Origin of the sequence: Liquorilactobacillus satsumensis DSM 16230 = JCM 12392, from assembly GCF_001435195.1 — a bacterium.
Classification (GTDB): domain Bacteria; phylum Bacillota; class Bacilli; order Lactobacillales; family Lactobacillaceae; genus Liquorilactobacillus; species Liquorilactobacillus satsumensis.
The window spans coordinates 82,838-108,035 of the sequence record NZ_AZFQ01000055.1 but is presented as its reverse complement, the minus strand read 5'-3'; the positions used below and the strand labels follow the sequence as shown (position 1 = coordinate 108,035).

The window sequence follows — 25,198 nt, the reverse complement described above, 5'->3', positions numbered from 1 at the left end:
TATCCGGAATAAAAGAGGGGCTGTGACAAAATTTAACTTTTGTCACAGCCCCCTTTTTGATTGCAAATCTGTGTTAAAAAACAAGCTGAGCACCTTAATCTAATATTTTAAAGTCAAAAAAAGGAGCTGATCTTAATCAACTCCGCGATTCCAACGACATAATCTACTTATTGCCACCAGACTTAATTCCTCAACTAGGAATATTTTCTATTTTCTTTTACCCTTATAGGCCCTGCGCTTCGCTTTTTCAAGAGCTTTCTTGCGCGAACGTTGCGCCTGTTCTTTTTCTTCACGTTCCTTATTTATTTTAAAAGGATTGTTCAGTAAAAGCGTTTGAAGAACTGAAAAGGCATTTCCAACGACCCAGTACAGCGACAATGCTGATGGTAAAGAAATCGCTGTAAACAGAATGAAAATCGGCATCCCATAGGTCATTGCTGCCGTCATGCCATTTTGTTCCGGCTGCGACATGACACTCAACTTAGAGGTAGCGAAAGTAAAGATAGCAGCTAAAATTGGTAAAACAAAGAGAGCATCGCGTTCACCAAGCTGCATCCATAAGAACGAACCCGTCTTCAGCGCTTGCGACCGTAAAATCGCTTGATACAGCGCAATCAAAATTGGCATCTGTACAACCAACGGTAGGCACCCAGCAACAGGATTTACACCCGCCTGTGCATAGAGCTTCTGTTGTTCTTCACGCAATTTAGCCTGTGTTTCTGCATCTTTGGTTGAATACTTCTTTTGTAAAGCCTTCAACTTAGGCTGCAATTCAGCCGTTTTGCGCATACTCTTTGTTTGGTAGAACATCAATGGTAATAAAATAACGCGGATGATGATCGTAAAAATAATGATCCCCCAGCCGTAGCTATTCCCAAATAGTCTACTCAAAAATTGAATCGCTTGAATGAAGTTCCAAATAATGTAATGATCCCAGATTCCAGAACTGTTCTCTGTGACAGTTGAAGTACTGCAACCGGATAAGATAAATACTAGTCCCATCACACTGAGCAGCGTGAGGATTCTTTTCCCTTTTTTCACTGCATTTCCCTCACTTTAAAAAGCCGAATTTATAACATGTGAGCTAACCGCAAAACATGCATTAAATTTTTTTTAGTCTCGGCCATAGACGCACCCGAAATTGCAGGACGAGCGATTACAATGAAATCAACTTCCTGCCGCAATTTGGGCTTGAGTTCTGTCAGGCTTTGCCGAATTCGACGTTTAACCCAATTACGCGCCACAGCATTTCCTATTTTTTTTCCTACTGATATTCCCACTCGAAAATGAAGCTGATCAGATTTTCTTAACACGTAAACAACAAATTGTCGATTTGCATACGACTTGCCTTGGGTGAAGACCTTCTGAAATTCAGCTTCTTTTTTGACACGGTATGATTTTCGCATAATACATCTCCCAGTGTCCTGCAAAACTCCTGTATTAAAAAGAAAAGACCACTGACGGTCAGTGGCCTATGCAGACAATACTTTTCTACCTTTTTGACGTCTACGTGCTAAAACAGCGCGACCGTTGCTGGTACTCATACGTTTACGGAAACCGTGCACTCTTTGGCGATGACGTTTCTTAGGTTGATATGTTCTCTTCATTAGATTCTACACCTCCTTGATCGAGTAATAGGACTCGACAATCATAACTAACATTTTATTAAAATAAAGATCTCTTGTCAAGTTGAGTTTTACTCAGTTATGTTATCACAAAAAAAACTGTATTAAAAGCTGTTTTCAAAAATCAGGCCGCAAAAACCACCGAAAACTTATCCACAGATATAATTAGAAATCGCTTTCTCCTGTGGATTTCTCAAACTACACTTTTCCCTGTGCACAAAACGTTCGACAGAACTTTACACAGATTCACACCCTGTCAACAACTTATACACAGCTCTACATTCAACTGTGCATAAGTCTTTGAAATCCTTTTATATTAGGCTTAACAGTTGACATGGTGCTTGTGGAAAAACTACGCAGAATTTCATAGTTTTTAGTTCTTCACATCCTGTGCAAAAACGATTAACAGTCCTGTGCAAACTGTTTTTATGTTTTACACGTACCTGTGGAAAACTTTTTTTAAAAATGCTAGAATATGTAAAGCGACATTTTATAGAAAGGAGGTCTCTTTGTGCCTGATCTTGAAACTTTATGGCAATATATCTGCGATGAATTTAAAAATAAGCTTTCAACTATTAGCTACAACACTTGGCTTAAAGCCGTAAAACCCGTTGCTTTTTCTGGGAATACATTGGTAATTGAGGTTCCGACCGCATTACATAAAGACTACTGGAAAGCAAACTTAAGCAATCAGGCTGCGACGATGATTGAAACCTCAATTGGTCAAAAAATCACTATTATTGCAAAATTACCGGAAGAGCCTAATCCGTTGCAAAAGCCGCGTTATGCCACTTCTCAACCTACAGGTCAAAACGCGGTTGATTCACGGCCAACATTTATGCGGGAAACAAAGTTAAATGACAAATATACCTTTGAAACATTTGTGATTGGTAAAGGCAACCAAATGGCACATGCGGCAGCTTTAGTTGTGGCGGAAGAACCTGGTGCACTCTATAACCCGTTGTTCTTCTTCGGTGGCGTTGGTCTTGGTAAAACGCATTTGATGCACGCCATTGGTCATCAAATGTTAACAAATCGGCCTGATGCAAAGGTCAAATATGTAACCAGCGAGGCTTTTGCAAATGATTTTATCAACTCGATTCAGACAAAAAGACAAGAAGAATTCCGTAAAGAATACCGGAGTGTCGACCTTTTGTTAGTCGATGATATTCAATTTTTTGCCGATAAAGAAGGTACGCAAGAAGAATTTTTCCACACTTTTAACGCGCTTTATGACGACAAAAAACAAATTGTGCTTTCATCTGATCGTTTGCCTAATGAAATTCCTAAGCTTCAGAAACGGCTTGTTTCACGTTTCAAATGGGGTTTATCAGTTGATATTACCCCCCCTGATTTAGAAACACGGATTGCGATCTTACGCAATAAAGCTAATGCCGATCATTCAGCAATCCCTGACGATACGCTAAGCTACATTGCGGGCCAAATCGACTCTAACATTCGTGAACTGGAAGGTGCTTTAGTGCGGGTTCAAGCCTATTCATCCATGACCCATATGCCCATTACAACCAGTCTGGCAGCGGATGCTTTGAAAAATTTGAAATTAAATGGCAAGTCCAACGAAATTTCAATTTCAGTAATCCAAGACAAAGTTGCAAAGTATTATCATATTTCAATCAGTGATCTTAAAGGGAAAAAGCGGGTTAAAAGCATTGTGCTTCCACGCCAAGTTGCAATGTACCTTGCACGTGAACTGACTGACGCATCTTTACCAAAAATCGGACATGAATTCGGCGGTAAAGACCATACAACTGTAATTCACGCGCATGAAAAAATTTCAGCAGAACTTGACAATAATAGTGAGCTACAACGTGAAGTCGGTGACTTGAAGGGAAAGTTGAAAAAATAGAGCCTGTGGAAAGCTGTGCGTAAAAAGCGTAGTTATACACAGGATATCCACATGTGGATATTTATTATTTTTGGGTTTATTTTTAGTTTTCCACAATATCAACAGGACCTACTACTATTACTTTACTTAATTATTCTTAATTATATATACCAGGAGGCAACTTATGAAATTTACGGTGAACCGGACAGCATTCCTAAAAAGTTTATCAGATGTTCAAAGGGCGATTTCGACTAAAACAACTATTCCAATTTTGACAGGATTAAAACTCAAGTTAGAAGCACGCGGCTTAACCTTAACTGGTAGTGATGCCGACATTTCAATCGAAACTTTTATTGCAGCAGATGATGATAATGCAGAATTACAAATCGAACAACCAGGACAAATTGTCTTAGCTGCACGTATTTTTAGTGAAATTGTTAAAAAACTTCCAGAAAAAACGATGACTTTTGAAGTTACAGAAAATTACCAAACAGAAATCACTTCTGGTTCAGCTTCTTTCACGATTAAGGGATTAGATGCTGATAATTATCCACGGCTTCCTGAAATTGATGCGGAAGAAAAATTAGAATTCAAAGGTGATCTGTTAAAACAATTGATTGGGCAAACAGTAATTGCAGTTTCTACACAAGAAAGTCGCCCGATCTTAACTGGAATCCATCTGGTAATTAAAGAAGGTGAATTATTAGCGGTCGCTACAGATAGTCATCGCCTGAGTCAAAGAAAAATTGCTCTGCCAGCTGCACAAAATGCAAATTATGACATCATCATTCCTGGCAGATCTTTAAACGAGTTAGCCAAAATGATTCCAGAAGAGGCTGACAAGATCAGTCTACGCATTTCAGAAAATCAGGTCTTATTTGATTTAGGTAAAACAACTTTTTATTCACGACTTTTGGAAGGCAATTATCCTGATACGGAACGCTTGATCCCTAAAACTGCAGAGACTTCAATCGAATTTAACGCTGCGGACTTTTTAGCTGCGATCGAGCGTGCCTCTTTGCTGTCGCATGAAGGACAAAATAATGTTGTTAAATTAGTGCTGGAAACAGCAGTTCAAAAAGCTACGATTTATGGGAATTCACCGGAAGTCGGCAATGTGGAAGAAGAACTGCATTTTCAGAATTTAACAGGAAATGATATCGAAATATCCTTTAATCCGGATTATATGAAAGATGCATTACGTTCATTTGGCCAAACCACTGTAACGGTGGCATTTACGCTGCCACTGCGTCCATTTACATTGGTTCCAAGTGAAGACCACGAACATTTCGTGCAGTTAATCACACCTGTACGGACATTCTAGTGTTTTATTTCTTAAAAAATTAAGCATTAGCTTAACGGAAAAATGTTGGGTAAAAACTGCTAGTAAAGTATATTTATGTACAGACTACAAAATAAACCAAAGGGACTGAGTAAAAATTTAAGTTTTGCTCTGTTTCCTTTGGTTTATTTTGCTTAAACAGCCTAGAAAGCCTGCTAAGCTGAGTAGAGTTATCAAGGGATGTCTTTTGATACTCAAAATGTTTTGTTTTTAGAATTCGTTCAAAGCAGCTTGTACAAATTAACTCGCATTAAACCTTGTATTGTTCAAAATGAGCGTTTTTGCCTAGTAGATAGTCTAATTCCATTAAGGGATATTAAAAACGCTTATATAAGCTCTGAGGGCTATCTACGATTGTCATTTGAATTTAAAAAGGGTATAATTAAAGTATAATTAAGAAAGTGGGCGGTGCCTGTTGAGTAAAGAAATTTTGCTAAAAACACCATATATAACTCTCGGACAGTTGCTGAAAATTGCAGATGTAATCTCTTCTGGGGGACAAGCAAAATGGTTTTTGCAAGAAAACAAGGTTCTAGTTAATGAGCAACTTGACGAACGACGCGGTCGCAAGCTCTATTCTGGTGACAAAGTTGAGATTCCCACAGTGGGAACCTTTGTAATGCGCGCACAAAAGGCAAGGTAAATGTATTTAGAAGATCTAGAACTTAAGCAGTTTCGCAATTATACAGCGACAAAATTAAAATTTTCACCGCAGATCAACATCTTGATTGGTGAAAATGCACAAGGTAAGACTAATTTACTAGAAGCAATTTATGTCTTAGCAACGACGCGGAGTCATCGGACAGGTAACGAACGCGAATTAGTCAAATTTAAAGAAGACACAGCTGCTTTACGTGGAACATTAGTAAAGCAACCCGGAAAAATTCATTTGGAATTGATCCTTAGCCGCAAAGGTAAAAAAGCCAAGCTTAATTTTTTGGAACAGGCCAAGTTATCGCAATATATCGGACAAATGAACGTTATTTTATTTGCTCCGGAAGATCTTGCACTTGTTAAGGGCGCCCCTGCTGTCAGAAGACGTTTTATTGATATGGAATTCGGGCAGATTGATGCACGTTATCTTTATAATTTGACGCAGTATCGTACAGTTTTGAAGCAGCGTAATCAATATTTAAAACAACTGCAACTGCATCAAACTAAGGATCTTGTTTTGCTAGGGGTCTTTTCTGATCAACTGGCAGCTTTTGGGGCTGAGATTATCGCTAAAAGAATTACTTTCTTAAAAGAGTTGGAGAAATATGCCCAGCAATTGCAGGACCAAATTACGCAAACTAAAGAACAATTACGCTTTGAATATGAAACTAGTGTAGCGCAGACAACAGCAAAAAGTGTAGAGAGTTTGTATACAGCATTAAAGCAATTGTATGAAAATAATCGTGAAAAAGAAATCATGCAGGGAACAACGCTCTATGGTCCGCATCGTGATGATGTGCGTTTTTTAATAAATCAAAAAAATGTACATGTTTATGGTTCCCAAGGACAGCAGCGTACAACCGCACTGGCGCTTAAGTTGGCTGAAATTGATTTGATGAAGAAAGAAACGGGCGAGTATCCAATCCTACTGCTCGATGATGTTCTTTCTGAGTTGGATGGGAAACGGCAGACGCATTTATTGCGGACCATTCAAGATCGGGTGCAGACGTTCTTGACGACTCCCAGTATTAGTGAGATAACGCGTAAATTAATTAGAGATCCAAAGGTATTTAGAATCGCACAAGGAGAAGTTTTTGCGGATCACAGTGAAACAACTGCAGCAGCTAAACAATCAGGAGGGAAACAGGTTGACAGATAAAGAAATGCAGGAAGCTAAAGAAGCACGTGCTAAAGAATATGATGCCAGTCAGATTCAAGTCCTTGAAGGCCTCGAAGCCGTTAGAAAAAGGCCTGGGATGTATATTGGATCAACAAGCTCTCAGGGACTACACCATCTTGTATGGGAAATCATTGATAATGGGATTGATGAGGCACTTGCAGGCTTTGCTGATGAAATTAATGTGGTTGTTGAAAAAGACAACAGCATTACTGTCAAAGATAATGGTCGCGGTATTCCGGTCGGAATTCAGCCTAAAACTGGCAGACCCGCACTTGAGACTGTCTTTACAATCCTGCATGCCGGTGGCAAATTTGGCGGTGGCGGCTACAAAGTCTCTGGTGGACTTCATGGTGTTGGGGCCTCTGTTGTTAATGCTCTTTCTACAAGCTTAAGTGTCCAGGTTAAACATAATGGCAAGCTCTACGCAATGGATTTTAAGCGTGGCAAAGTTGAGCATGAGATGCATATCAGCGGTAATTGTGGTGAACATGAACATGGCACGCGCGTACATTTTGTTCCAGATCCTGACATTTTTACTGAAACAACAGTTTATGATATTAAAATTTTGACTACGCGAATTCGCGAACTTGCCTTTTTAAATAAAGGTTTGAAAATTACGATTAAGGATGAGCGTCCAGCGGAACCAACTTATAAAGAATTTCATTATGTTGGTGGCATTAGGCATTACGTGGAATTTTTGAATAAAGGCAAAGAAGTCCTTTTTGATGAACCTATTTATCTTGAGGGAGAGCAAAAAGGAATTATTGTTGAAGTGGCCTTGCAATATACGAATGATTTTCATTCCAACCTGCTGACCTTTACGAACAATATTCACACTTATGAAGGCGGGACCCATGAAGCTGGTTTTAAAACAGCTTTGACGCGTGTCATCAATGATTATGCGCATAAGAGCAACATGATAAAGGAAAATGAAGATAATTTGTCTGGAGAAGATGTACGCGAAGGGATGACTGCAGTTGTAAGTATTAAACATCCTAATCCACAGTTCGAGGGTCAGACAAAAACTAAATTAGGAAATTCGGATGCAAGAACAGTTACTGATCGCTTATTTGCGGAACATTTTAATAAATTTATGCTTGAGAACCCGACGGTGGCGCGTAAAATTGTTGAAAAAGGGATGCTGGCTTCTAAAGCACGAGTCGCTGCTAAGCGTGCGCGTGAAGTTACGCGTAAGAAAAACGGTTTAGAGATTAGTAATCTTCCAGGAAAATTAGCAGATAATACCAGCAAAGATCCGGCAATTTCGGAATTATTTATTGTCGAAGGAGATTCTGCTGGTGGTTCAGCTAAGCAAGGAAGATCAAGATTAACACAGGCAATTTTGCCAATTCGTGGGAAAATCCTGAATGTTGAAAAAGCGTCTCTTGATCGTGTGCTGGCCAATGAGGAAATTCGCTCCCTGTTCACGGCACTTGGAACGGGATTCGGGCAGGAATTTGATGTGACTAAGGCAAATTATCATAAATTGATCATAATGACAGATGCCGATGTTGATGGCGCCCATATTAGGACACTGTTGCTAACACTGTTCTATCGCTTTATGCGTCCAATGATTGACGCGGGGTATGTTTATATTGCACAACCGCCCTTGTACCAGGTAAGGCAAGGTAAAATGATTAAGTATATTGATACTGAAAGTGAGTTAGAGCAGACATTAGGTCAACTGCCACCAAGTCCTAAGCCAGTTGTTCAACGTTATAAAGGGTTAGGTGAGATGGATGCTGAGCAGTTGTGGGAAACGACAATGAATCCTGAAAATCGTCGCTTGTTGCAAGTGGAACTTTCTGATGCTGAAGAAGCAAATAATGTTTTTGAGATGTTAATGGGCGATAAGGTTGAGCCACGGCGCGAATTTATCGAAGAAAATGCAACTTACGTTGAGAACTTGGACGTTTAAGCTATTTCCCGGGAAATAATACATGATTGCAAGAATTTAGGAGGCAGAGACATTGGTAGAGCTACCGAATCGAGTTAAGCAGACTGATTTGTCGGGAGTAATGCGCACATCTTTTATGGAGTACGCGATGAGCGTAATTGTGGCGCGTGCACTTCCAGATGTTCGTGATGGATTAAAACCAGTTCATCGGCGTATTTTATACGGTATGAATGAATTAGGCGTCACTCCTGACAAGCCGTATAAAAAATCAGCAAGAATTGTGGGAGACGTTATGGGGAAATATCACCCCCATGGTGACTCAGCAATTTATGAGTCAATGGTCCGGATGGCACAGAATTTCAGTTATCGGTACATGCTGGTTGATGGTCATGGAAACTTTGGCTCAGTTGATGGCGATGGAGCTGCTGCGATGCGTTACACGGAAGCGAGAATGAGTAAAATTGCAACCGAGATGCTTCGTGATATTAATAAAGATACGATTGACTTTAAAGAAAATTACGATGGTTCAGAAAGAGAGCCAGTTGTCTTGCCTTCGCGGTTTCCCAATCTCCTTGTCAATGGAGCAACTGGAATAGCTGTCGGAATGACTACTAATATCCCGCCGCACAACTTGGCAGAAGTGATTTCAGGATTGCATATTTTGATGGATAATCCGGATGCCACGACAGCCGATTTGATGGAGGCGATTAAAGGTCCAGATTTCCCAACTGGCGGAATTGTGCTCGGCAAGTCTGGAATTCGCAAAGCTTATGAAACCGGCAGAGGGACCGTGACAATTAGGGCTAAAGTGGAAATCGAACAACAAGCAAATGGCCGAGAACAAATTATTATTCATGAACTCCCTTATATGGTGAATAAGGCTAAATTGATAGAAAGAATTGCCGAGCTTGCCCGTGAGAAAAAAATCGAAGGAATTACTGATATTCGAGATGAATCTGATCGTGAAGGAATGCGAGTTTCAATCGATGTCAGACGCGATATGAGCGCTTCAGTTATTTTAAATAATTTATACAAATTAACTTTAATGCAAACAACCTTTGGGTTCAATATGCTTGCAATTGTAAAGGGAACCCCCAAAATTTTGAGTCTTAAAGACATTTTGACATATTATTTGGAGCACCAAGAAAGCGTGATTCGCCGCAGAACAGAATTTGAATTAAAAAAGGCACAGGCACGAGCTCACATCTTAGAAGGTTTGCGGATCGCGCTTGACCATATTGATGCAATTATTAATATTATTCGTAGTTCTAAAAGTGGCGAGATTGCAAAGAAACGCTTAATTGAGGGCTACCAACTGTCCGATCGACAAGCCCAAGCAATTTTGGATATGCGCCTTGTTCGTTTAACTGGTTTGGAACGTGAAAAAATTGAAGACGAGTACCAAAAATTGGTTGCAGCAATTGCTGATTATCGCGATATTTTGGCACATTCTGAGCGGATTGACAAGATTATTTATGAAGAATTGCTGGAAATCCAAGAAAAATATGGAGACGAACGTAGAACTGAATTAATGGTTGGTGAAGTTCTTAGTATTGAGGATGAAGATCTGATTGAGGAAGAAGAAGTTGCTGTGACACTTACGCATAATGGGTATATTAAGCGTCTGCCGACAAGCGATTTTAAAACTCAAAGACGTGGAGGCCGTGGTATTCAAGGAATGGGCGTTCATGCCGATGACTTTATTGAACACTTAGTGACAACTTCGACGCATGATGAACTGCTGTTTTTCACTAATATGGGGAAAGTATACCGCATGAAGGGGTATGAAATTCCGGAATATGGTCGGACCGCTAAAGGAATTCCAGTGATCAACTTGCTGGGGATTGCTTCTGGTGAAAAAATCCAAGCAGTCATCAATATTTCGCGGGAAATGAAAGAACAGGAGTACTATCTCTTCTTCACTACTAAAAAGGGAATTACTAAGAGAACGGCTGTTGCAGAATTTGCCAATATTCGTAGCAATGGACTCAAGGCGGTTTCGCTCAAAGATAATGATGAATTAATCAATGTGCTCATTACGGATGGCACGCAAAATATTATTATAGGGACTCATCTCGGTTATGCTGTGAGTTTCAAGGAAACAGACGTCCGTTCAATGGGAAGGGCTGCTACGGGTGTGCGTGGAATCAGGTTGCGTCCAGCTGACTATGTCATTGGCGTAGATGTGCTTTACCCAGACAGTCATGTGTTTGTAGTTAGTGAAAATGGTTACGGCAAACAAACACCTGCAAAAGATTATCCAATTAAGGGCCGTGGTGGCAAGGGAATCAAGACCTCAAACGTTACGACTAAGAATGGACCGCTGACAGGGTTAACTACAGTCAAGGGTGACGAAGATATTATGCTGATTACAAATAAGGGTGTAATGATTCGTTTCAATATTCAGACAGTCTCAGTTACGGGGCGTGCAACTTTAGGTGTTCATTTGATTAGAGTTGATGATGAAGCACTAGTTTCAACAATGGCTAAGGTTGTGCCGGATGAAACAAGCAGTGAGGAAACAGACGAAGAACAAACAGAAGAATAATTTTCGGCTAATTTGAGCAAAATCACGTAATTAAAAGCAGAGGGCTTTTCGGGATTGCCTTGCATTACAGTGCCATAAATGATATAATTCTTCTTCGTTAGTATCTAACTCGAAATAGATTTAGATTACTTTCCTTGCTCTTAACAAGGTTAAGAGCCAATAGTCCATAAGGAGGTGTAAACAGTCATGACTTACGAAGTTACTTATATTATCAGCCCAGCAATTGATGAAGCCGCAAAGAATTCTTTGGTAGAACGCTTTGATGGTATTTTGAAAGACAACGGTGCTGAAGTCGTAGATTCAAAAGACTGGTCTAAACGTCGTTTTGCATACGAAATCGGTGGTTTTACAGAAGGTACTTACCATATTGTAAATATTAAAGCTGATGACGCAAAAGCAATCGATGAATTTGACCGTCTTGCTAAAATTAATGATGGAATTTTACGTCATATGATCGTTAAGCGCGAAGCTTAATCACATGAAGGAGGAACTGAACATTGATCAATAGAGCTATTCTTGTAGGTCGATTAACACGTGATCCCGATTTGCGTTATACCTCCAGTGGTGTTGCAGTTGCGACATTTACTGTCGCTGTCAACCGTCAGTTTACCAATCAGCAAGGTGAACGTGAAGCTGATTTTATCAATTGTGTAATTTGGCGCAAGTCTGCAGAAAATTTTGCAAACTTCACGCATAAAGGTTCACTAGTTGGAGTGGATGGGCGTATCCAGACACGTTCTTATGAAAACCAACAGGGCAATAGGGTCTATGTGACAGAAGTCATTGTTGACAATTTTTCGTTGCTTGAGTCACGTTCGCAATCTGAGCGTTATCAACAACAACATGGCAATGACACGCAAGGTTCAGATTCTTCTCGGAATCCAGCAACTAATAATTCAGAAAACAATCCGTTTGGAAATTCAGTGAATAAAAATTCTACTGAAAACAATGCACCTAAATCTGGTAATAATAATAACGATCCATTCGCGGATAATGGAAAACAGATTGATATCTCTGATGACGATCTGCCATTCTAGATTTTTAGGTAACAGAAGGAGGGAACATCAACATGGCACAACAACGTAGAGGTGGTCGTCGTCGTCGTAAAGTAGACTTTATTGCGGCTAACCACATTGAATATATCGATTATAAAGATACAGATCTGTTGAAACGCTTTATCTCTGAACGAGGAAAGGTTTTACCTCGTCGAGTAACAGGAACAAGCGCTAAGAATCAGCGTCGTTTGACAATTGCAGTTAAACGTGCACGCATTATGGGACTTCTTCCATTTGTTACAGAAGAGTAGTCTTAAAAAAAAGACCATCACGGTCTTTTTTTTTGTGCATTTTCAGTTAAATGTAACGTTTATGCATTTATCTTACAACACTCTATATACTATATATAGTATTGAATTTAGCGATCTAATACTACATATATTGCTGCAAGTCAAGACTACTATTTAAGTTTTAAGCGCATATAATCAAAAGAGAAGGAAGCGTCAGCTTGTCGCGTAATTTTGAAAACTAAGTTTTTATTAGGTAACGTGATTACTGATAAGCGATGTTAATTCGGATAATGCAAGATAGTATTAAGGAGATGTCTGGATGTTTGATCGTTATGTGGATGTTTTGACAAATTTGCCAAAATATTCAAAAAATGTTTTTAGAAAGAATTATTTTAGTTGGTTGTTTAACCAGTGCCGTGGTTGGGGGAGATTCAGTTATGGTTTGCTGATCTTTAACTTTGTTCTTCAGGTAATTTCATTAGTACAATCATTTAATGCGGCACCATTGCAATCAGGACTGTCCTTTATTGGTGGGAATCTTTCAGTTGCTTGTGTGATTGGAATTTCAAACCGCTCAGGAATACAGGGATGGGCTGGAGCATTCAGCGCAATTTGTATTGCATCCGTAGGTTTTATGGCTGGAAATTTCGCGACTGCATGGGAACAGATCGGATATTTACTTTTTCTGGATTTCTTTTGCATCTTAGATCCTAAGTGGAATGATAATATTCAAGCAGAAAAATTTGAAAATTTACGTGAATGGCTTTATTACATAATTTTCTTTGTGCTTGCTTGGGGAGTTATTTATTACATTTTTAGTTTAACAAGTGATCCACGTGTTTTTCTTGATAGTTTGAATCTTGCGATGGCAATTACAGGCTCGTTGCTTGAACTTAATCGTAAACGAGAACAGTATTTTGTTTGGACAATCAGTTCAGTCTTTACCATTGCATTATGGATTCAGACCATGTTGCAAGGTGATGGTAATTTTGCATTGATTTTCAGCTATAGCGTGTTTTTCTTGAATGATATGTATGCATTTTTCAGCACTCGCGGATGGTTTAGAACCAGTCACCAGATTTAAAAATGTCATGATGTCTTGGCTGTAAAATGATTTCAAAACAAAAAAGATGGTAATAACGAAGTGCCTTTCAAACTCTGGTTTTATTAGCTAGGGTTTGGGGGGTATTTTTGTGTCTAACCTCAAATTGCGCATAATCATAACCCGCCTATTTTGCAATTTGGTGTTAGTGCTCGAAGGCTTGCTGAGCTGGCTGGCACTTTTTTTAACGTGCTCCACCCTGCAACCACCTGTGCCTAAGCCTAAATTACGCGTAACCAAACCCAGGTGACTTTGTAATTCAGGACTTAGCTCACGGCGGCTGAACGCTGGGTGTCGCACTTTTGCAAAAATACGATTTTAGCGATCAGTCTTATCAAATGTGTATCAATGAATTGTTTGTGTTAAAATAGTATGCAAACAAGATTTCACTAAAGTACATATGAAAAATTTTGGTTATAGGTGGGGGCACCTTTTTCTGAAGGAGAAGATCCTGAGAGCGATCTTTGCAAGAATGTGAGGAGAAAGACAGTGAAACAGTTATTTTCGAAAGATTTATGGCATTTACCAGCCTTTATGAAGAATAGTAAAATCAGGTTGATCGCTTTTTTCTTGCTGGCAATGTCACTAGTGTGCGCTGTTATGGCTTTTTTAGTTAATCCGATTCTTGGATTAATTATTCTCGTAATGGTGGTGCTAACAGTTGTAGTCGCTTCCTTTACACTTAAGGCGATTACAGAAGATACTAACGAGTATATTTCGGATTTATCGTATCGGATCAAACGCGGCGAACAAGAGGCGTTGATCAAGATGCCGATTGGAATTCTTTTTCTGAATGAGCGTAATGAAGTCGAATGGGTAAATCCATATTTGCAGCAGTATTTTGGTAATAATGAGGTCTTAGGGAAACCTCTTGCTGAAATTGATGCGGAACTGGCCAAGCTTGTTGCAGAAAATCGAGAGAATAAAAAGCCGATTGAGGTTTCATGGGGACAATATAAATTACAATTGCTGATTCAAAAGGATATTCATGCTATTTACTTAATGGACATTACCCATTATGCCGAAATTCAACAACATGATTTAGATACAAACGTTGTAATTGGTCAAGTCTTTTTAGATAACTATGATGAAATTACGCAGTCGTTAAACGATAAGGCTGTTTCCAATTTGAGTAATTATGTGACGAACGAGCTTTCAAATTGGGCTAAAAAATATCAAATGTACCTTAAGCGAATTGATGATGATCATTTCTTTATTTTGGCATATTCAAGTGTTTTAAAACGCCTGGAAGATAATAAATTTAAGATCTTGGATCGAATTCGTGAACGAACTTCTAAACAGAATTTGCCATTAACATTAAGTATCGGAATTTCCTATGGTGATGATGATCTTGCCCTGCTAGCCAAGATTGCACAAAGTAACTTAGATCTGGCATTGGGGCGTGGAGGCGATCAGGTCGTCGTTAAGACCCCTGATGGTGAAGCACGCTTTTATGGCGGAAAAACTAACCCAATGGAAAAACGGACACGGGTTCGTGCCCGAATGATCTCACAGGCCTTACAGGAGTTGATGAATCAAACTGATCAGATTTTTGTGATGGGTCATAAACAACCTGATATGGATTCTGTGGGCGCATGCCTTGGGATTCGCAGAATTGCTGCAATGAATCAAAAAAAATGCTGGATTGTTTTGGATCAGGAAAAGCTGCATTCAGATGTTGCTCGTTTAATGGATGAGTTAGGGCAATATCCTGAAATAAAAGGGACGGTTTTAACTCCGGAAGAAGCCGAAGAAAAGGCAACTGAACAAAGTCTGCTGATTATGGTTGATCATTCAAAACCGTCAATTTCAGCCAGTGAAGAGCTTTACCAGCAGCTTTCAAATCGTGTAATGGTAATTGATCATCATCGTCGGGGTGAAGAATTCCCTGAAAATCCAATTTTAGTGTATATTGAACCATATGCATCTTCAACTTGTGAATTAATTACTGAGATGTTTGAGTATCAATCACGTGAGAGCGAACCGATTAATAAAATCGAAGCAACTGCAATGTTAACAGGGATTATTATTGACACTAAATCATTTACACTACGGACAGGGACGCGTACGTTTGATGCTGCTAGTTATTTGCGCTCTGTCGGGGCTGACTCTGTGCTGGTGCAGCATTTCATGAAGGAAAATGTAAATAACTTCTTGCAGCGCAATCATTTAATTGATCGTGTTGAATTTGTCGGCAATCGCGTCGCACTTTGTGTGGGTGAAAAAGACAAAGTCTACGATCCAGTGACTGCTGCTCAGGCAGCTGATTCACTGTTGAATGTCAGTGGAGTGGATGCTTCGTTTGTTGTTACCAGAAGAGCCGATGGTAGGATTGGAATCTCGGCTAGAAGTAACGGCGAAGCAAATGTTCAGGTTGTAATGGAGCAATTAGGCGGCGGTGGACATTTATCAAATGCTGCAACCCAACTTTCGGAGGTAACGATTGAGGAAGCACGCGCTCAACTTTTAGATGTAATCCAACAGCATGAAGAATAGTAATATTGAGGAGGCAGTAATAAAATGAAAGTTATTTTTTTACAAGATGTAAGAGGCAAGGGCAGACGTGGTGAAGTTAAAGAAATTGCAGATGGCTATGCTAACTTTTTAATAAAGGCTAATAAGGCTAAGGCAGCAACTGCACAGGCTATCAGTCAGCTCAAGGGCCAGCAACTGGCAGAAAAGAAGAAGGATGCTGAAGAATTGGCAGCTGCTAAGGAGCTGAAAGAAAAGCTAGAATCTGGCAAAATGGTCGTTGAGATCAAAGCAAAAGCAGGTGCGGATAGCAGGTTATTTGGGTCTATTACCAGCAAGCAGGTGGCCCAAGCTTTCGAAAAACAATATGGCTTAAAAATTGATAAAAGAAAGATGGAACTCACAGTTCCGATCAAGTCGTTAGGCTATACTAATATTCCTGTTAAATTGCATAATCAAGTGACTGCAAAAATTAGAGTTCATGTTGCTGAAAAATAAATTTGCCGAAATTGGCAAGCTGTTTCAAGTTAGCTGAAAGGTGAAGTAATTATGAGTAATGATGTTTTGACTGATCGTTTGCCACCGCAAAACATTGAAGCTGAACAGGCTGTCCTTGGGGCCATTTTTTTACGTTCAGATGCTTTAGTGGAAGCAATGGTCTACTTGCAGCCGGATGATTTTTACCGCCGTGCACACCAAATTATTTTTCAGGCCATGATCGAATTGAATAATCAAGATGAAATTATCGATGTTGTGACTGTCAATAATTACTTAAAGGCTAACCAACAAGTAGATGATGTTGGCGGGGTTGGCTACATCGCTGAGTTGGCTGCAGCAGTTCCAACGGCCGCTAACGTGGTTTACTATGCCAAAATTGTTGAAGAAAAAGCACTTATGCGCCGTCTGATTGCGACAGCTACCAATATTGTTACACAGACGTATACTCAAGATGACGATGTAACCACACTTTTAGATGACGCTGAACGTCAGATTATGGACGTCTCAGAGCGGCGAAATCGGAGCGGCTTTAAACCGATTAAGGATGTTTTGAATAGTGCCATTGAAGATATTGATAGGTTGTATCAGCAAAATGAGGATATTACCGGGCTTGCAACCGGATATCATGAGCTGGATAAAATGACAGCTGGCTTGCAACCGGATAACTTAATTATTCTAGCTGCACGGCCGGCTGTTGGGAAAACAGCCTTTGCCTTGAATATCGCACAAAATGTGGGTACCAAAACTGACAAAACAGTGGCAATCTTTTCACTTGAGATGAGTGCCGAGTCGTTAGTTAATAGAATGCTCTGTGCTGAAGGAAGCATTAATGCTAATCATCTGCGCACAGGGCAGCTGAATGATGAGGAATGGAAGAACTTAATTGTTGCTATGGGTTCACTTTCTCAAGCAGCGGTCTTCATTGATGATACACCAGGAATAAAGATGGCTGAAATTCGCGCAAAATGTCGTCGTTTAGCTAAAGAGCAAGGAAATCTTGGCCTAGTCGTGGTGGATTATTTGCAGTTGATTGAAGGTTCTAATAAGGAAAGCCGCCAACAGGAAGTTTCCGAAATCTCGCGACAGCTCAAAAAACTTGCAAAAGAACTGTCCGTCCCGATTATTGCACTTTCACAGCTTTCACGTGGAGTTGAGCAAAGACAAGACAAGCGACCTGTGCTCTCTGATATTCGTGAATCCGGTTCAATTGAACAGGATGCTGATATTGTAGCTTTTCTTTATCGTGACGATTATTATGAACGCTCTGAGGGTGATCAGGATGATGAGAGTACCCAGCAAGATGATGAGACACAGGATGTTGGAGAAGTCGAAGTAATTATTGAAAAGAACCGTTCTGGACCACGTGGAACCGTAAAGTTATTATTTGTTAAATCATATAATAAGTTTTCTTCAGTCGCCTATGTTCCAGAAAGTCAAAAAAAATAGTAATAAGGTTTAGATTCGATGCAAAAGCTGACCAATTTCAGTTTTAACAGCGAATCTTTTTGTTTGTAGGCTAAGCCTGTCTTGCGTATAACCAAGCTTAGGTTATTTTGTAATTCAGCTCCAATTCTCCAAACCAAGCACTTTTTACACAGTTCTTGAAGTTGTTCACCTTAATAAAAAGAAATCCCTTTTTAAAAAATTAAAGTTCGTTATTTTTTTGATAAAATATTATTTTCATGATAAATATTCGGGATTTACTTGAAAGATGGGTGGGCGACTGATACAATTATCGAGGTTAGTGAAATTACAATTTTTATCCAAATTTTTTTTATGAGGTGAGTGTTCATGTCATCAGTAGTAGTAGTTGGGAGTCAATGGGGCGACGAAGGAAAGGGAAAAATAACAGATTTTCTTAGTCGAAATGCCGAAGTAATTGCACGTTATCAAGGCGGTGATAATGCTGGGCATACAATCGTGTTTAACGGAGAAACTTTCAAGTTGCGTTTGATACCTTCGGGGATTTTTTACCAAGACAAAGTTAGCGTAATCGGTAACGGTGTCGTCTTGAATCCTAAGTCGCTGGTGGAAGAATTAAAGTACTTAAACGGTCGTGGAGTTTCGACTGATAACTTGCGCGTTTCAGATCGTGCACATGTGATTTTGCCGTATCATATCTTGTTAGATGGCTTGCAGGAAAAGTCTAAAAAGGATCAGAAAATCGGGACGACTAACAAAGGAATCGGACCGGCTTACATGGATAAAGCAGCGCGTGTCGGAATCAGAGTTGCAGATTTGCTTGATAAAGAGATTTTTGAGGAGAAGCTGCGCCGCAATCTTGAGGAAAAAAATCGTGAATTCACACGTTTTTATGAACATGAACCACTTAAATTCGAGGATATTTTTGAAGCCTATTACGAATATGGCCAGCAATTTAAAGACTATGTAACTGATACCTCTGTTGTACTTAATGATGCTCTTGATAGTGGCAAACGTGTTCTATTCGAAGGTGCTCAGGGAGTAATGCTTGATATTGATCAGGGGACTTATCCATTTGTAACATCGTCTAATCCAGTTGCAGGCGGGGTCACCATCGGTAGCGGGGTTGGACCTTCAAAGATTGATAAAGTTGTTGGAGTTTGCAAAGCTTACACTTCACGTGTTGGTGACGGACCTTTCCCAACAGAATTAAAGGATGAAACAGGGTCATTTATTCGTGAGGCAGGACATGAGTACGGAACAGTTACTAAGCGACCACGGCGGATCGGATGGTTCGATAGTGTCGTAATGCGGCATGCAAAACGGGTGTCGGGCCTAACAAATCTTAGTTTAAATTGCGTTGATGTCTTAACCGGATTGGATGAAGTTAAAATTTGTACAGCTTATGAGCTTGACGGCGAATTGATTTATCATTATCCTGCAAGTTTAAAGCAGCTTAGCAAGTGTAAACCAGTGTATGAGACATTTCCAGGGTGGACAGAAGACATTACACATTGTAAACGGCTTGAAGATTTACCGTTGAATGTCCGTAACTATATTCACCGAATCCAAGAATTAGTGGGCGTTAAGATTTCGACTTTTTCTGTTGGACCGGATCGTGAACAAACAAATGTGTTAGATAATATTTGGGCGCGCATTTAATCTTTTTTAAATTTAGTTGAGCACTAAAATAACAGCTTGTAGGAGAGTGTGACATAAGTCGGGAAAATTTTGAGTGCTAACTCGAAATTACGAACATAGCGAGTATTTTGCTATGAGTAATTCGAAGTTAGATGGAGAATTTTGACTTATGGAACACGTTTATACGGAATAAAAGAGGGGCTGTGACAAAAGTTAAATTTTGTCACAGCCCCTTATTTACTATTATGGATAAATGTGTTCCAGCTCAGCTTTTTCCTGTAGCTAAATCTAAATTACGTGAACCGGTTTTTAAACAGACAATACTCAAAATTTAAAATATAATAAATTTAAATAAAAAACAAAAACATAATTGCTGAGGAGCGTCTTCGCGAATACACGCATGAACATAGTGCGTTTGAATCTAAGTTGTAAAAATACGCTTGGATAACTGTGGTTAAGCGGAATATGCTCGAAAAGGCGCGTTAAGACGCCGTAACAGGCTGCAGAACAAATTATGCAAGTTGATCTTGGCACTTTTTAGACAGACTGCAGATCGCAAAATGTGACCAGATATCGAGGTTAAAGGACGGCAGTTTTTAGAAAGATGGGCTAAAAAAATTTACAGTCAGAAACTTTAAGTATAAAAGGATTCGTGCATTTGCAAAAAAAAAAGAGGGGGTTAATCCTCGTTTTTTTATTAAGAACGGTATAGAATAGGATAGTACATTAATAGGAACGGGTGCTGTAAACAAGAATGAAAAGGGAAGTGTTGACGATGGCCGATTCAAACGAGACCGAGATAGCAGTTAAGGCGGTCATGAAGCAAAGATCATGTTCGTACGAGGAGGCAATCGCCTTCTTAATCGAAATTGTTAAGAAGCAGGAAATTCATTAATTTTCTTAATGAAGCCTGCTTTTTTAATTTAACCAACGTGGCTGCAGTTCAAGCTGCTGATTGAAGCTTTTGGCTTGCTGTAGCTGCTGTTTGCGTAATGCTTGTCTGACAGAATAAGCTTGGCAAACACTTATTTCCTCAGGTGTTTGTGGCACAAGCGGTGGTAATTTAATCTCCTTTTTTAGAACAACAAAGGTTAGAAAAGTTGTTGCACCTAAAAAACGTTGCCCGGTTGTTAAATGTTCACCAATGATTTTTGCAAAGACTTCAAGGGAACGTTTGCCGCTGCCGCTAACAAAAGATTCAATACAAAATGAATCATTGAGTTTGAAAGGTGCGATAAACTTAAATTGATCTACGGCCGCTGTCACTGTTTGCGTCTTACAAAAACGTGAAGCAGAGATTGAAGCCGTGCCATCTAACATTTCAAGCAATTTTCCGCCGTAAACGGTCTCATGCTCATTAAGATCATTCGTGATTACTCGATGGCTAGTAACTGCAAGGGTTTGTGCACAATTCATATTGTTTAAGAGGGCGCTTGTTCAGCGCTCCTCGTGAGGCCTCCTTTTAATTGTGGACTACCTATATCATAATATTTTTATTTAGTTTTGGCGACTTATAAATAATATAAGACCATGTTTCACGTGGAACAAGGCTAAACAAACTATCAGCGGATACCGGATTTTTTTATGGTAAGATAAGTGAGGGAAATTTAAGCAGAGTAAGAACATTTGTGGAAGAAGAGCGTTTATGATTTTTAAGATGAAAAACCTGACTTTTTGGTATATAGTGGGATAAAACCTTTGATTGAGGGAAAATATATGCACATAAAAATATTGGTGACAAGCGACATTCATGGTCACGTCTTTCCAACCCTTTATTGTACAAAACATGATCAAAAGAGTCTCGGACTTGCTAAGGCTGCTTCTTTGATTAAGCGCATTCACAAGCAGGCGACTAAAGATACAATCGTGATCACGATTGAAAATGGTGATCTTCTCCAGGGTTCTCCCTTAACATCCTACTTGGAAAAATGCGAAAAAAGCGTTGCACCGCTGATTGAAGCAGTTAATTTATTGCATTATGACGCGGGTGTCTTGGGGAATCATGAATTCGACTATGGCCGTTTTTCCTTAGAAAAGGCATTACAGGTGAGAAAGTATCCGTTGTTATGTGCCAATATTCTTGATGAAGAGGGGCAACCATATTTTGGCAGAGCCTATACGATTGTAGAGAAAAAGGGGGTTAAAATTGCTATTTTAGGATTAACGACTCAATTTGTTCCACATTGGGAACCGGCTCAAAATATTACTGGTTTACACTTTGAATCAGCAGTTGCAACAGCTAAAAAATATGTACCATTTTTGCAAAAGCAAGCGGATTTAGTACTAGTTTCCTATCATGGAGGATACGGTGAATTAGTGACAGAAGTTGCAGGGGAACCAATAGATGGAGCTGACGAGGCATTTGCGTTAAGCAAAATTCCAGGAGTAGCTGCTCTGATTACTGGGCATCAGCACCGTAGAATTGCGACACATGTTAATGGAGTACCAACGATTCAACCCGGGCAAAATGGTGAGTACGTAGGTATGATTGAGTTAGAAGTAGCGTGCAAATCCAAAACGATTCAGCAAAGTCACGCTACACTGCTGCCGGTTGCACATGAGCAGCCTGATAAGGAGATCAGTGCTCTTTTAGAGTGTTTCGAACAAAGGACACAAAAATGGTTAGTGCAGCCGCTCGCTCGATTGGGAGCTGGTTTTCAGCTTAAGAATCCGGCACAGGCACGGTTAGAGGGGCATCCTTTTGTAGACTTGCTTAATCAAGTTCAGTTAGAGGCTACTGGGGCTGAGATTTCAGCAGTTGCACTTTACAGTGATGCAGTTACAGGATTTTCAGAGCAGGTCACCATTAGAGATGTGAAACGCAATTATCCCTTTGAAAATAAATTAGCCGTTTTACAGATTACGGGAGCACAGTTACGAGCTGCCTTAGAACAAAATGCAGCTTATTGGGATATTCAAGCAGGAAAAATTGGAGTGCGCCAAGGAGCGTATGGGCCACTAATTCCGCATTATAATTACGATCTTTATGCTGGAATTGACTACGTGATTGATGTTGCGCAGCCTGTCGGGGAGCGGTTAATAAAATTAAAGTATCAGGGAAAGCCGGTTCAAGCAACACAACAATTTCGACTGGTAGTCAGCCAATATCGCGCCTTGGGAGGTGCATTTCGGATGTATACTCCCAAACAGATAGTGTTTGTGTGCACACGCTCCATGCCGGAAATGATTACAGACTATCTGCAAAAGAATGAAGGATTGTTGACTCCTAGAAAAATAAAGCATAATATTTATCAAGTCATCATGACTGGTAGGTAGGGGACTGATGCTCTGCTAGTCAGCAGAACTAGCTAGCAGGTGCAGTACCACCTTTAAACTGAGTCAGTTAGCGCGAAAAGAACTGACTGAATAGTGATTAACTTTAAAAAGGTTCTGTTTCACGTGAAACAGAACCTTTTTTTACAGCTATAAATTTATTAAAGGAGTATCAACTGGACAAAACTGAAGATACACTTGATGAAAAATAGATTATAAAAAAATAGAGGACTAAGTCAAAACGAATGTTTTGCTTAATCCTCTGAATTACTGCTCAGGTAGGATTCGAACCTACGACCTCTTGATTAACAGTCAATTATTCTACCACTGAACTACTGAGCAATTACACTACAATGTTTTTCAAGACAAATATAGTTATATCATATATAATCATCCTTGTAAACATTTTTTTGTGAAAAATGCAAAAATTCAATGGTGGAAAAATGAGCATAAATCAAAGGTAACTTAGGTGGTTATTTAAAGCTAAAAAATATAAATATTTATATTAATCAAATTCTTCGTATTCATTTGGATCTTGGTCGTCAACTCTGCCATCTGCGCGATTCAAGGTATTAATCTGTGCAATTTCAGCTGCTGTTAAAGTGAAGTCAAAAAGAGCGAGATTTTCTCTTTGATGGATAAGCTTGCTTGATTTTGGAAGTGGAACAATGCCACGTTGTGTATGCCAGCGTAAAATAATTTGACCAACACCTTTGTGATACTTTTGGGCCAATTCTTTAAGTAGGGGCTCTTGGAGTGCTGCACTTCCTCGTCCAAGTGGACTCCATGCTTCTGTGAGAATTCCACGTTTCTTATCCTCAGCCAGCCTTTCTTCTTGAACCCAGTACGGATGAACCTCGATCTGGTTTACAGCTGGGGTTACACCTGTTTCTGAAATTAATTTATCAAGGTGTGCAGGCTCAAAATTAGAAACGCCAATTGAGCGGCACAGTCCAAGCTTTTGGGCCGTAATTAGTGCTTTCCAAGCTTCAACATACAGACCACGTTTAGGAAGGGGCCAATGAATTAAATAAAGATCAAAATAGGAAAGCCCCATGCGACAAAGAGACTCTTGCAGCATCATGAGCGCATCATCGTAATGGTGGTACTTACCGGGGAGTTTGCTAGTTACAAAGAATTCAGCACGCGGAATCCCAGATCTTCTGATAGCTTCACCAACAATGCCTTCACTATCATAATTGGTAGATGTATCTAGCAGACGGTAGCCATCTTGAATTGCAGCAAGAACTTGATCAATACCAGCACCGCCACGAATTTGATAGGTACCTAGCCCAACAGTTGGAATATAATGACCGTCATTCAGAGTTTTAACAGGAACGTTCATCAAATCAATCCTCCTCAAAATAATTAGTTACAGGCTCACCTTATTACTTTGGTTAATAAATGTGAAGTGAATTGCTTATTTGGTCAATGTACTAAGGGTAGTAGACCACTAATGCATGTTTTTTCTAGAGCTCATTTTAGCTCAGTGATAGGCAAAGAGCTATAATAAAAATAGGAGGAAAGCCGTAAGCGGTGCTGATTATCCGGTGTTCCAACGACATAAAAGTTAATGGGGTTACAGGTAGGCAGATTTAGGCAACGAAGATTGGGTCATCTAATTGTCATTACAAAATAAAATGAAAAGGGACGGTGAGGATGATGGAAATGATTAATGATCGGCGCGTACTGGCTATTTTTAGAAAAATTAAACTGGAGTATGCCAAACAAGCCGAACTCGTTGCTGGAGGCGCTGAGGTGTTGGGGCAAACACTGTACAGTGAACTTTTTTTTAAGAAAGCAACGCAGCAATATATTTTGCGAACAACGGTAAAGAAGGACTGGTTGTACTTGGATAAGGAACTGATCCTTGCGACTGCCAAGCAACGTGCAGAAATTTTTAACGGGAGGATTAAAGCACTCACTCCGCTAGTCTTGGTAGAAGATTCGCAGGCAGCGGTTAAAGTAATAATGGATTCCAGAGTCTTGAGCAGTGGACTTGTGGTGCTCAAACTACAGCAGGCAAATGAGAGCGTGGTATTATCGCCAACTAACTTGATGCTTTTTCTCAAATATATTAAACATCCAGTTACACTAACGGAGGTGTGAAGATTAAAAGATTAGCTGACTTGGTTAGCCGAAATAAGTGAGACTTTAAGATAATTTGATTGGAGCAGAAGTACGATGAGATGGTTTTCAAAACTTTATGAGCGCTCGTTCTACTGTTTTATAGTAATTTATGTTTTGGAGTTTTTCTTAGCATGTGTTATATACTTTTACTTGCCTGATGTGATTCCGCTGCACATTGGGTTAAATTCTGTGGATCTTTGGGGAAAGGGGAAGTTTGCAATTTTTTTCTTGCCCGTATTATTAATAGGTGTTAGCTATATCAGTAAATCAAACTATGTAGATA

Annotated in this window: 22 protein-coding genes and 1 tRNA gene; 17 read left to right on the top strand and 6 right to left on the bottom strand. The window is 39.7% G+C overall.

The genetic code is table 11. The features are described from left to right. Positions 1-207 precede the first annotated feature (207 nt). The 3 genes from yidC to rpmH form a co-directional block, all read right to left on the bottom strand. Positions 208-1,041, bottom strand: coding sequence for a membrane protein insertase YidC (gene yidC, locus FD50_RS11985; RefSeq protein ID WP_054757334.1), 834 nt, complete (start codon positions 1,039-1,041; stop codon positions 208-210). 29 nt (positions 1,042-1,070) lie between these two features. Continuing rightward, positions 1,071-1,406: a ribonuclease P protein component gene (rnpA, locus tag FD50_RS11980; RefSeq protein WP_054757335.1), complete on the bottom strand. Its 336-nt coding sequence runs from the start codon at positions 1,404-1,406 to the stop codon at positions 1,071-1,073. A 66-nt stretch (positions 1,407-1,472) separates the two neighbouring features. Beyond that, complete coding sequence (rpmH, locus tag FD50_RS12595) at positions 1,473-1,607, bottom strand: 50S ribosomal protein L34 (protein WP_057895598.1); 135 nt, start codon at positions 1,605-1,607, stop codon at positions 1,473-1,475. Between the two features lie 529 nt (positions 1,608-2,136). Here rpmH and dnaA point away from each other — a divergent pair. From dnaA to FD50_RS12765, 15 genes are all read left to right on the top strand, one after another. Further along, complete coding sequence (gene dnaA, locus FD50_RS11975; protein ID WP_056962007.1) at positions 2,137-3,492, top strand: chromosomal replication initiator protein DnaA; 1,356 nt, start codon at positions 2,137-2,139, stop codon at positions 3,490-3,492. A 163-nt stretch (positions 3,493-3,655) separates the two neighbouring features. After that, on the top strand, positions 3,656-4,795 hold the full coding sequence (dnaN, locus tag FD50_RS11970; RefSeq protein WP_054757336.1) for a DNA polymerase III subunit beta: 1,140 nt from the start codon (positions 3,656-3,658) through the stop codon (positions 4,793-4,795). A 433-nt stretch (positions 4,796-5,228) separates the two neighbouring features. Next, the gene (yaaA, locus tag FD50_RS11965; protein ID WP_056962006.1) at positions 5,229-5,456 is read left to right on the top strand and encodes a S4 domain-containing protein YaaA; all 228 of its coding nucleotides are present in this window, start codon (positions 5,229-5,231) and stop codon (positions 5,454-5,456) included. Continuing rightward, positions 5,457-6,626: a DNA replication/repair protein RecF gene (recF, locus tag FD50_RS11960; RefSeq protein WP_056962005.1), complete on the top strand. Its 1,170-nt coding sequence runs from the start codon at positions 5,457-5,459 to the stop codon at positions 6,624-6,626. Then, on the top strand, positions 6,616-8,565 hold the full coding sequence (gene gyrB, locus FD50_RS11955; protein ID WP_056962003.1) for a DNA topoisomerase (ATP-hydrolyzing) subunit B: 1,950 nt from the start codon (positions 6,616-6,618) through the stop codon (positions 8,563-8,565). The genes recF and gyrB overlap by 11 nt, the downstream gene beginning before the upstream one ends. A gap of 52 nt (positions 8,566-8,617) precedes the next feature. Continuing rightward, positions 8,618-11,092 (top strand): DNA gyrase subunit A, encoded by a 2,475-nt coding sequence (gyrA, locus tag FD50_RS11950; RefSeq protein ID WP_056962002.1) that lies wholly within the window; start codon positions 8,618-8,620, stop codon positions 11,090-11,092. 186 nt (positions 11,093-11,278) lie between these two features. Further along, positions 11,279-11,566, top strand: a complete 288-nt coding sequence (rpsF, locus tag FD50_RS11945; RefSeq protein ID WP_054757337.1) for a 30S ribosomal protein S6 — start codon at positions 11,279-11,281, stop codon at positions 11,564-11,566. 23 nt (positions 11,567-11,589) lie between these two features. Then, a complete protein-coding gene (ssb, locus tag FD50_RS11940; protein ID WP_054757338.1) occupies positions 11,590-12,129 on the top strand; it encodes a single-stranded DNA-binding protein in 540 nt (179 codons plus the stop codon). A 32-nt stretch (positions 12,130-12,161) separates the two neighbouring features. Continuing rightward, complete coding sequence (gene rpsR, locus FD50_RS11935; RefSeq protein ID WP_056962000.1) at positions 12,162-12,398, top strand: 30S ribosomal protein S18; 237 nt, start codon at positions 12,162-12,164, stop codon at positions 12,396-12,398. Between the two features lie 298 nt (positions 12,399-12,696). Continuing rightward, on the top strand, positions 12,697-13,461 hold the full coding sequence (gene pnuC / locus FD50_RS11930) for a nicotinamide riboside transporter PnuC (protein WP_056961999.1): 765 nt from the start codon (positions 12,697-12,699) through the stop codon (positions 13,459-13,461). A 507-nt stretch (positions 13,462-13,968) separates the two neighbouring features. Continuing rightward, on the top strand, positions 13,969-15,975 hold the full coding sequence (locus tag FD50_RS11925) for a DHH family phosphoesterase (RefSeq protein WP_056961997.1): 2,007 nt from the start codon (positions 13,969-13,971) through the stop codon (positions 15,973-15,975). A gap of 24 nt (positions 15,976-15,999) precedes the next feature. Continuing rightward, a complete protein-coding gene (gene rplI, locus FD50_RS11920) occupies positions 16,000-16,449 on the top strand; it encodes a 50S ribosomal protein L9 (protein WP_054757341.1) in 450 nt (149 codons plus the stop codon). A 51-nt stretch (positions 16,450-16,500) separates the two neighbouring features. Further along, the gene (gene dnaB / locus FD50_RS11915; RefSeq protein WP_056961995.1) at positions 16,501-17,895 is read left to right on the top strand and encodes a replicative DNA helicase; all 1,395 of its coding nucleotides are present in this window, start codon (positions 16,501-16,503) and stop codon (positions 17,893-17,895) included. A gap of 345 nt (positions 17,896-18,240) precedes the next feature. Further along, positions 18,241-19,533, top strand: a complete 1,293-nt coding sequence (locus tag FD50_RS11910; RefSeq protein ID WP_056961993.1) for an adenylosuccinate synthase — start codon at positions 18,241-18,243, stop codon at positions 19,531-19,533. 733 nt (positions 19,534-20,266) lie between these two features. Beyond that, the gene (locus FD50_RS12765) at positions 20,267-20,407 is read left to right on the top strand and encodes a hypothetical protein (protein ID WP_156653552.1); all 141 of its coding nucleotides are present in this window, start codon (positions 20,267-20,269) and stop codon (positions 20,405-20,407) included. A 23-nt stretch (positions 20,408-20,430) separates the two neighbouring features. Here FD50_RS12765 and FD50_RS11905 read toward each other — a convergent pair whose 3' ends face one another. Next, on the bottom strand, positions 20,431-20,928 hold the full coding sequence (locus FD50_RS11905; protein WP_056961991.1) for an acyl-CoA thioesterase: 498 nt from the start codon (positions 20,926-20,928) through the stop codon (positions 20,431-20,433). Between the two features lie 300 nt (positions 20,929-21,228). On the opposite strand from FD50_RS11905, the gene FD50_RS11900 reads away from it, so the two are divergent. Continuing rightward, positions 21,229-22,788: a bifunctional metallophosphatase/5'-nucleotidase gene (locus FD50_RS11900; protein WP_056961989.1), complete on the top strand. Its 1,560-nt coding sequence runs from the start codon at positions 21,229-21,231 to the stop codon at positions 22,786-22,788. Between the two features lie 267 nt (positions 22,789-23,055). Here FD50_RS11900 and FD50_RS11895 read toward each other — a convergent pair. Both FD50_RS11895 and FD50_RS11890 read right to left on the bottom strand, forming a co-directional pair. Beyond that, a tRNA-Asn gene (locus FD50_RS11895) sits at positions 23,056-23,127 on the bottom strand. A gap of 163 nt (positions 23,128-23,290) precedes the next feature. Continuing rightward, positions 23,291-24,130: an aldo/keto reductase gene (locus FD50_RS11890; RefSeq protein ID WP_056961988.1), complete on the bottom strand. Its 840-nt coding sequence runs from the start codon at positions 24,128-24,130 to the stop codon at positions 23,291-23,293. Between the two features lie 314 nt (positions 24,131-24,444). Here FD50_RS11890 and FD50_RS11885 point away from each other — a divergent pair, with 314 nt between their 5' ends. Next, on the top strand, positions 24,445-24,894 hold the full coding sequence (locus tag FD50_RS11885) for a hypothetical protein (RefSeq protein WP_056961986.1): 450 nt from the start codon (positions 24,445-24,447) through the stop codon (positions 24,892-24,894). Positions 24,895-25,198 lie beyond the last annotated feature (304 nt).

Coding starts and splice junctions, on each gene's coding strand:
- FD50_RS11905 (WP_056961991.1), bottom strand. CDS start 20,928: ATGAATTGTGCACAAACCCTTGCAGTTACTAGCCATCGAGTAATCACG.
- pnuC (WP_056961999.1), top strand. CDS start 12,697: ATGTTTGATCGTTATGTGGATGTTTTGACAAATTTGCCAAAATATTCA.
- recF (WP_056962005.1), top strand. CDS start 5,457: ATGTATTTAGAAGATCTAGAACTTAAGCAGTTTCGCAATTATACAGCG.
- dnaB (WP_056961995.1), top strand. CDS start 16,501: ATGAGTAATGATGTTTTGACTGATCGTTTGCCACCGCAAAACATTGAA.
- FD50_RS11890 (WP_056961988.1), bottom strand. CDS start 24,130: ATGAACGTTCCTGTTAAAACTCTGAATGACGGTCATTATATTCCAACT.
- FD50_RS11885 (WP_056961986.1), top strand. CDS start 24,445: ATGATGGAAATGATTAATGATCGGCGCGTACTGGCTATTTTTAGAAAA.
- rpsR (WP_056962000.1), top strand. CDS start 12,162: ATGGCACAACAACGTAGAGGTGGTCGTCGTCGTCGTAAAGTAGACTTT.
- FD50_RS11910 (WP_056961993.1), top strand. CDS start 18,241: ATGTCATCAGTAGTAGTAGTTGGGAGTCAATGGGGCGACGAAGGAAAG.
- rpmH (WP_057895598.1), bottom strand. CDS start 1,607: ATGAAGAGAACATATCAACCTAAGAAACGTCATCGCCAAAGAGTGCAC.
- rpsF (WP_054757337.1), top strand. CDS start 11,279: ATGACTTACGAAGTTACTTATATTATCAGCCCAGCAATTGATGAAGCC.
- FD50_RS11900 (WP_056961989.1), top strand. CDS start 21,229: ATGCACATAAAAATATTGGTGACAAGCGACATTCATGGTCACGTCTTT.
- dnaN (WP_054757336.1), top strand. CDS start 3,656: ATGAAATTTACGGTGAACCGGACAGCATTCCTAAAAAGTTTATCAGAT.
- FD50_RS12765 (WP_156653552.1), top strand. CDS start 20,267: ATGAAAAGGGAAGTGTTGACGATGGCCGATTCAAACGAGACCGAGATA.
- rnpA (WP_054757335.1), bottom strand. CDS start 1,406: ATGCGAAAATCATACCGTGTCAAAAAAGAAGCTGAATTTCAGAAGGTC.
- rplI (WP_054757341.1), top strand. CDS start 16,000: ATGAAAGTTATTTTTTTACAAGATGTAAGAGGCAAGGGCAGACGTGGT.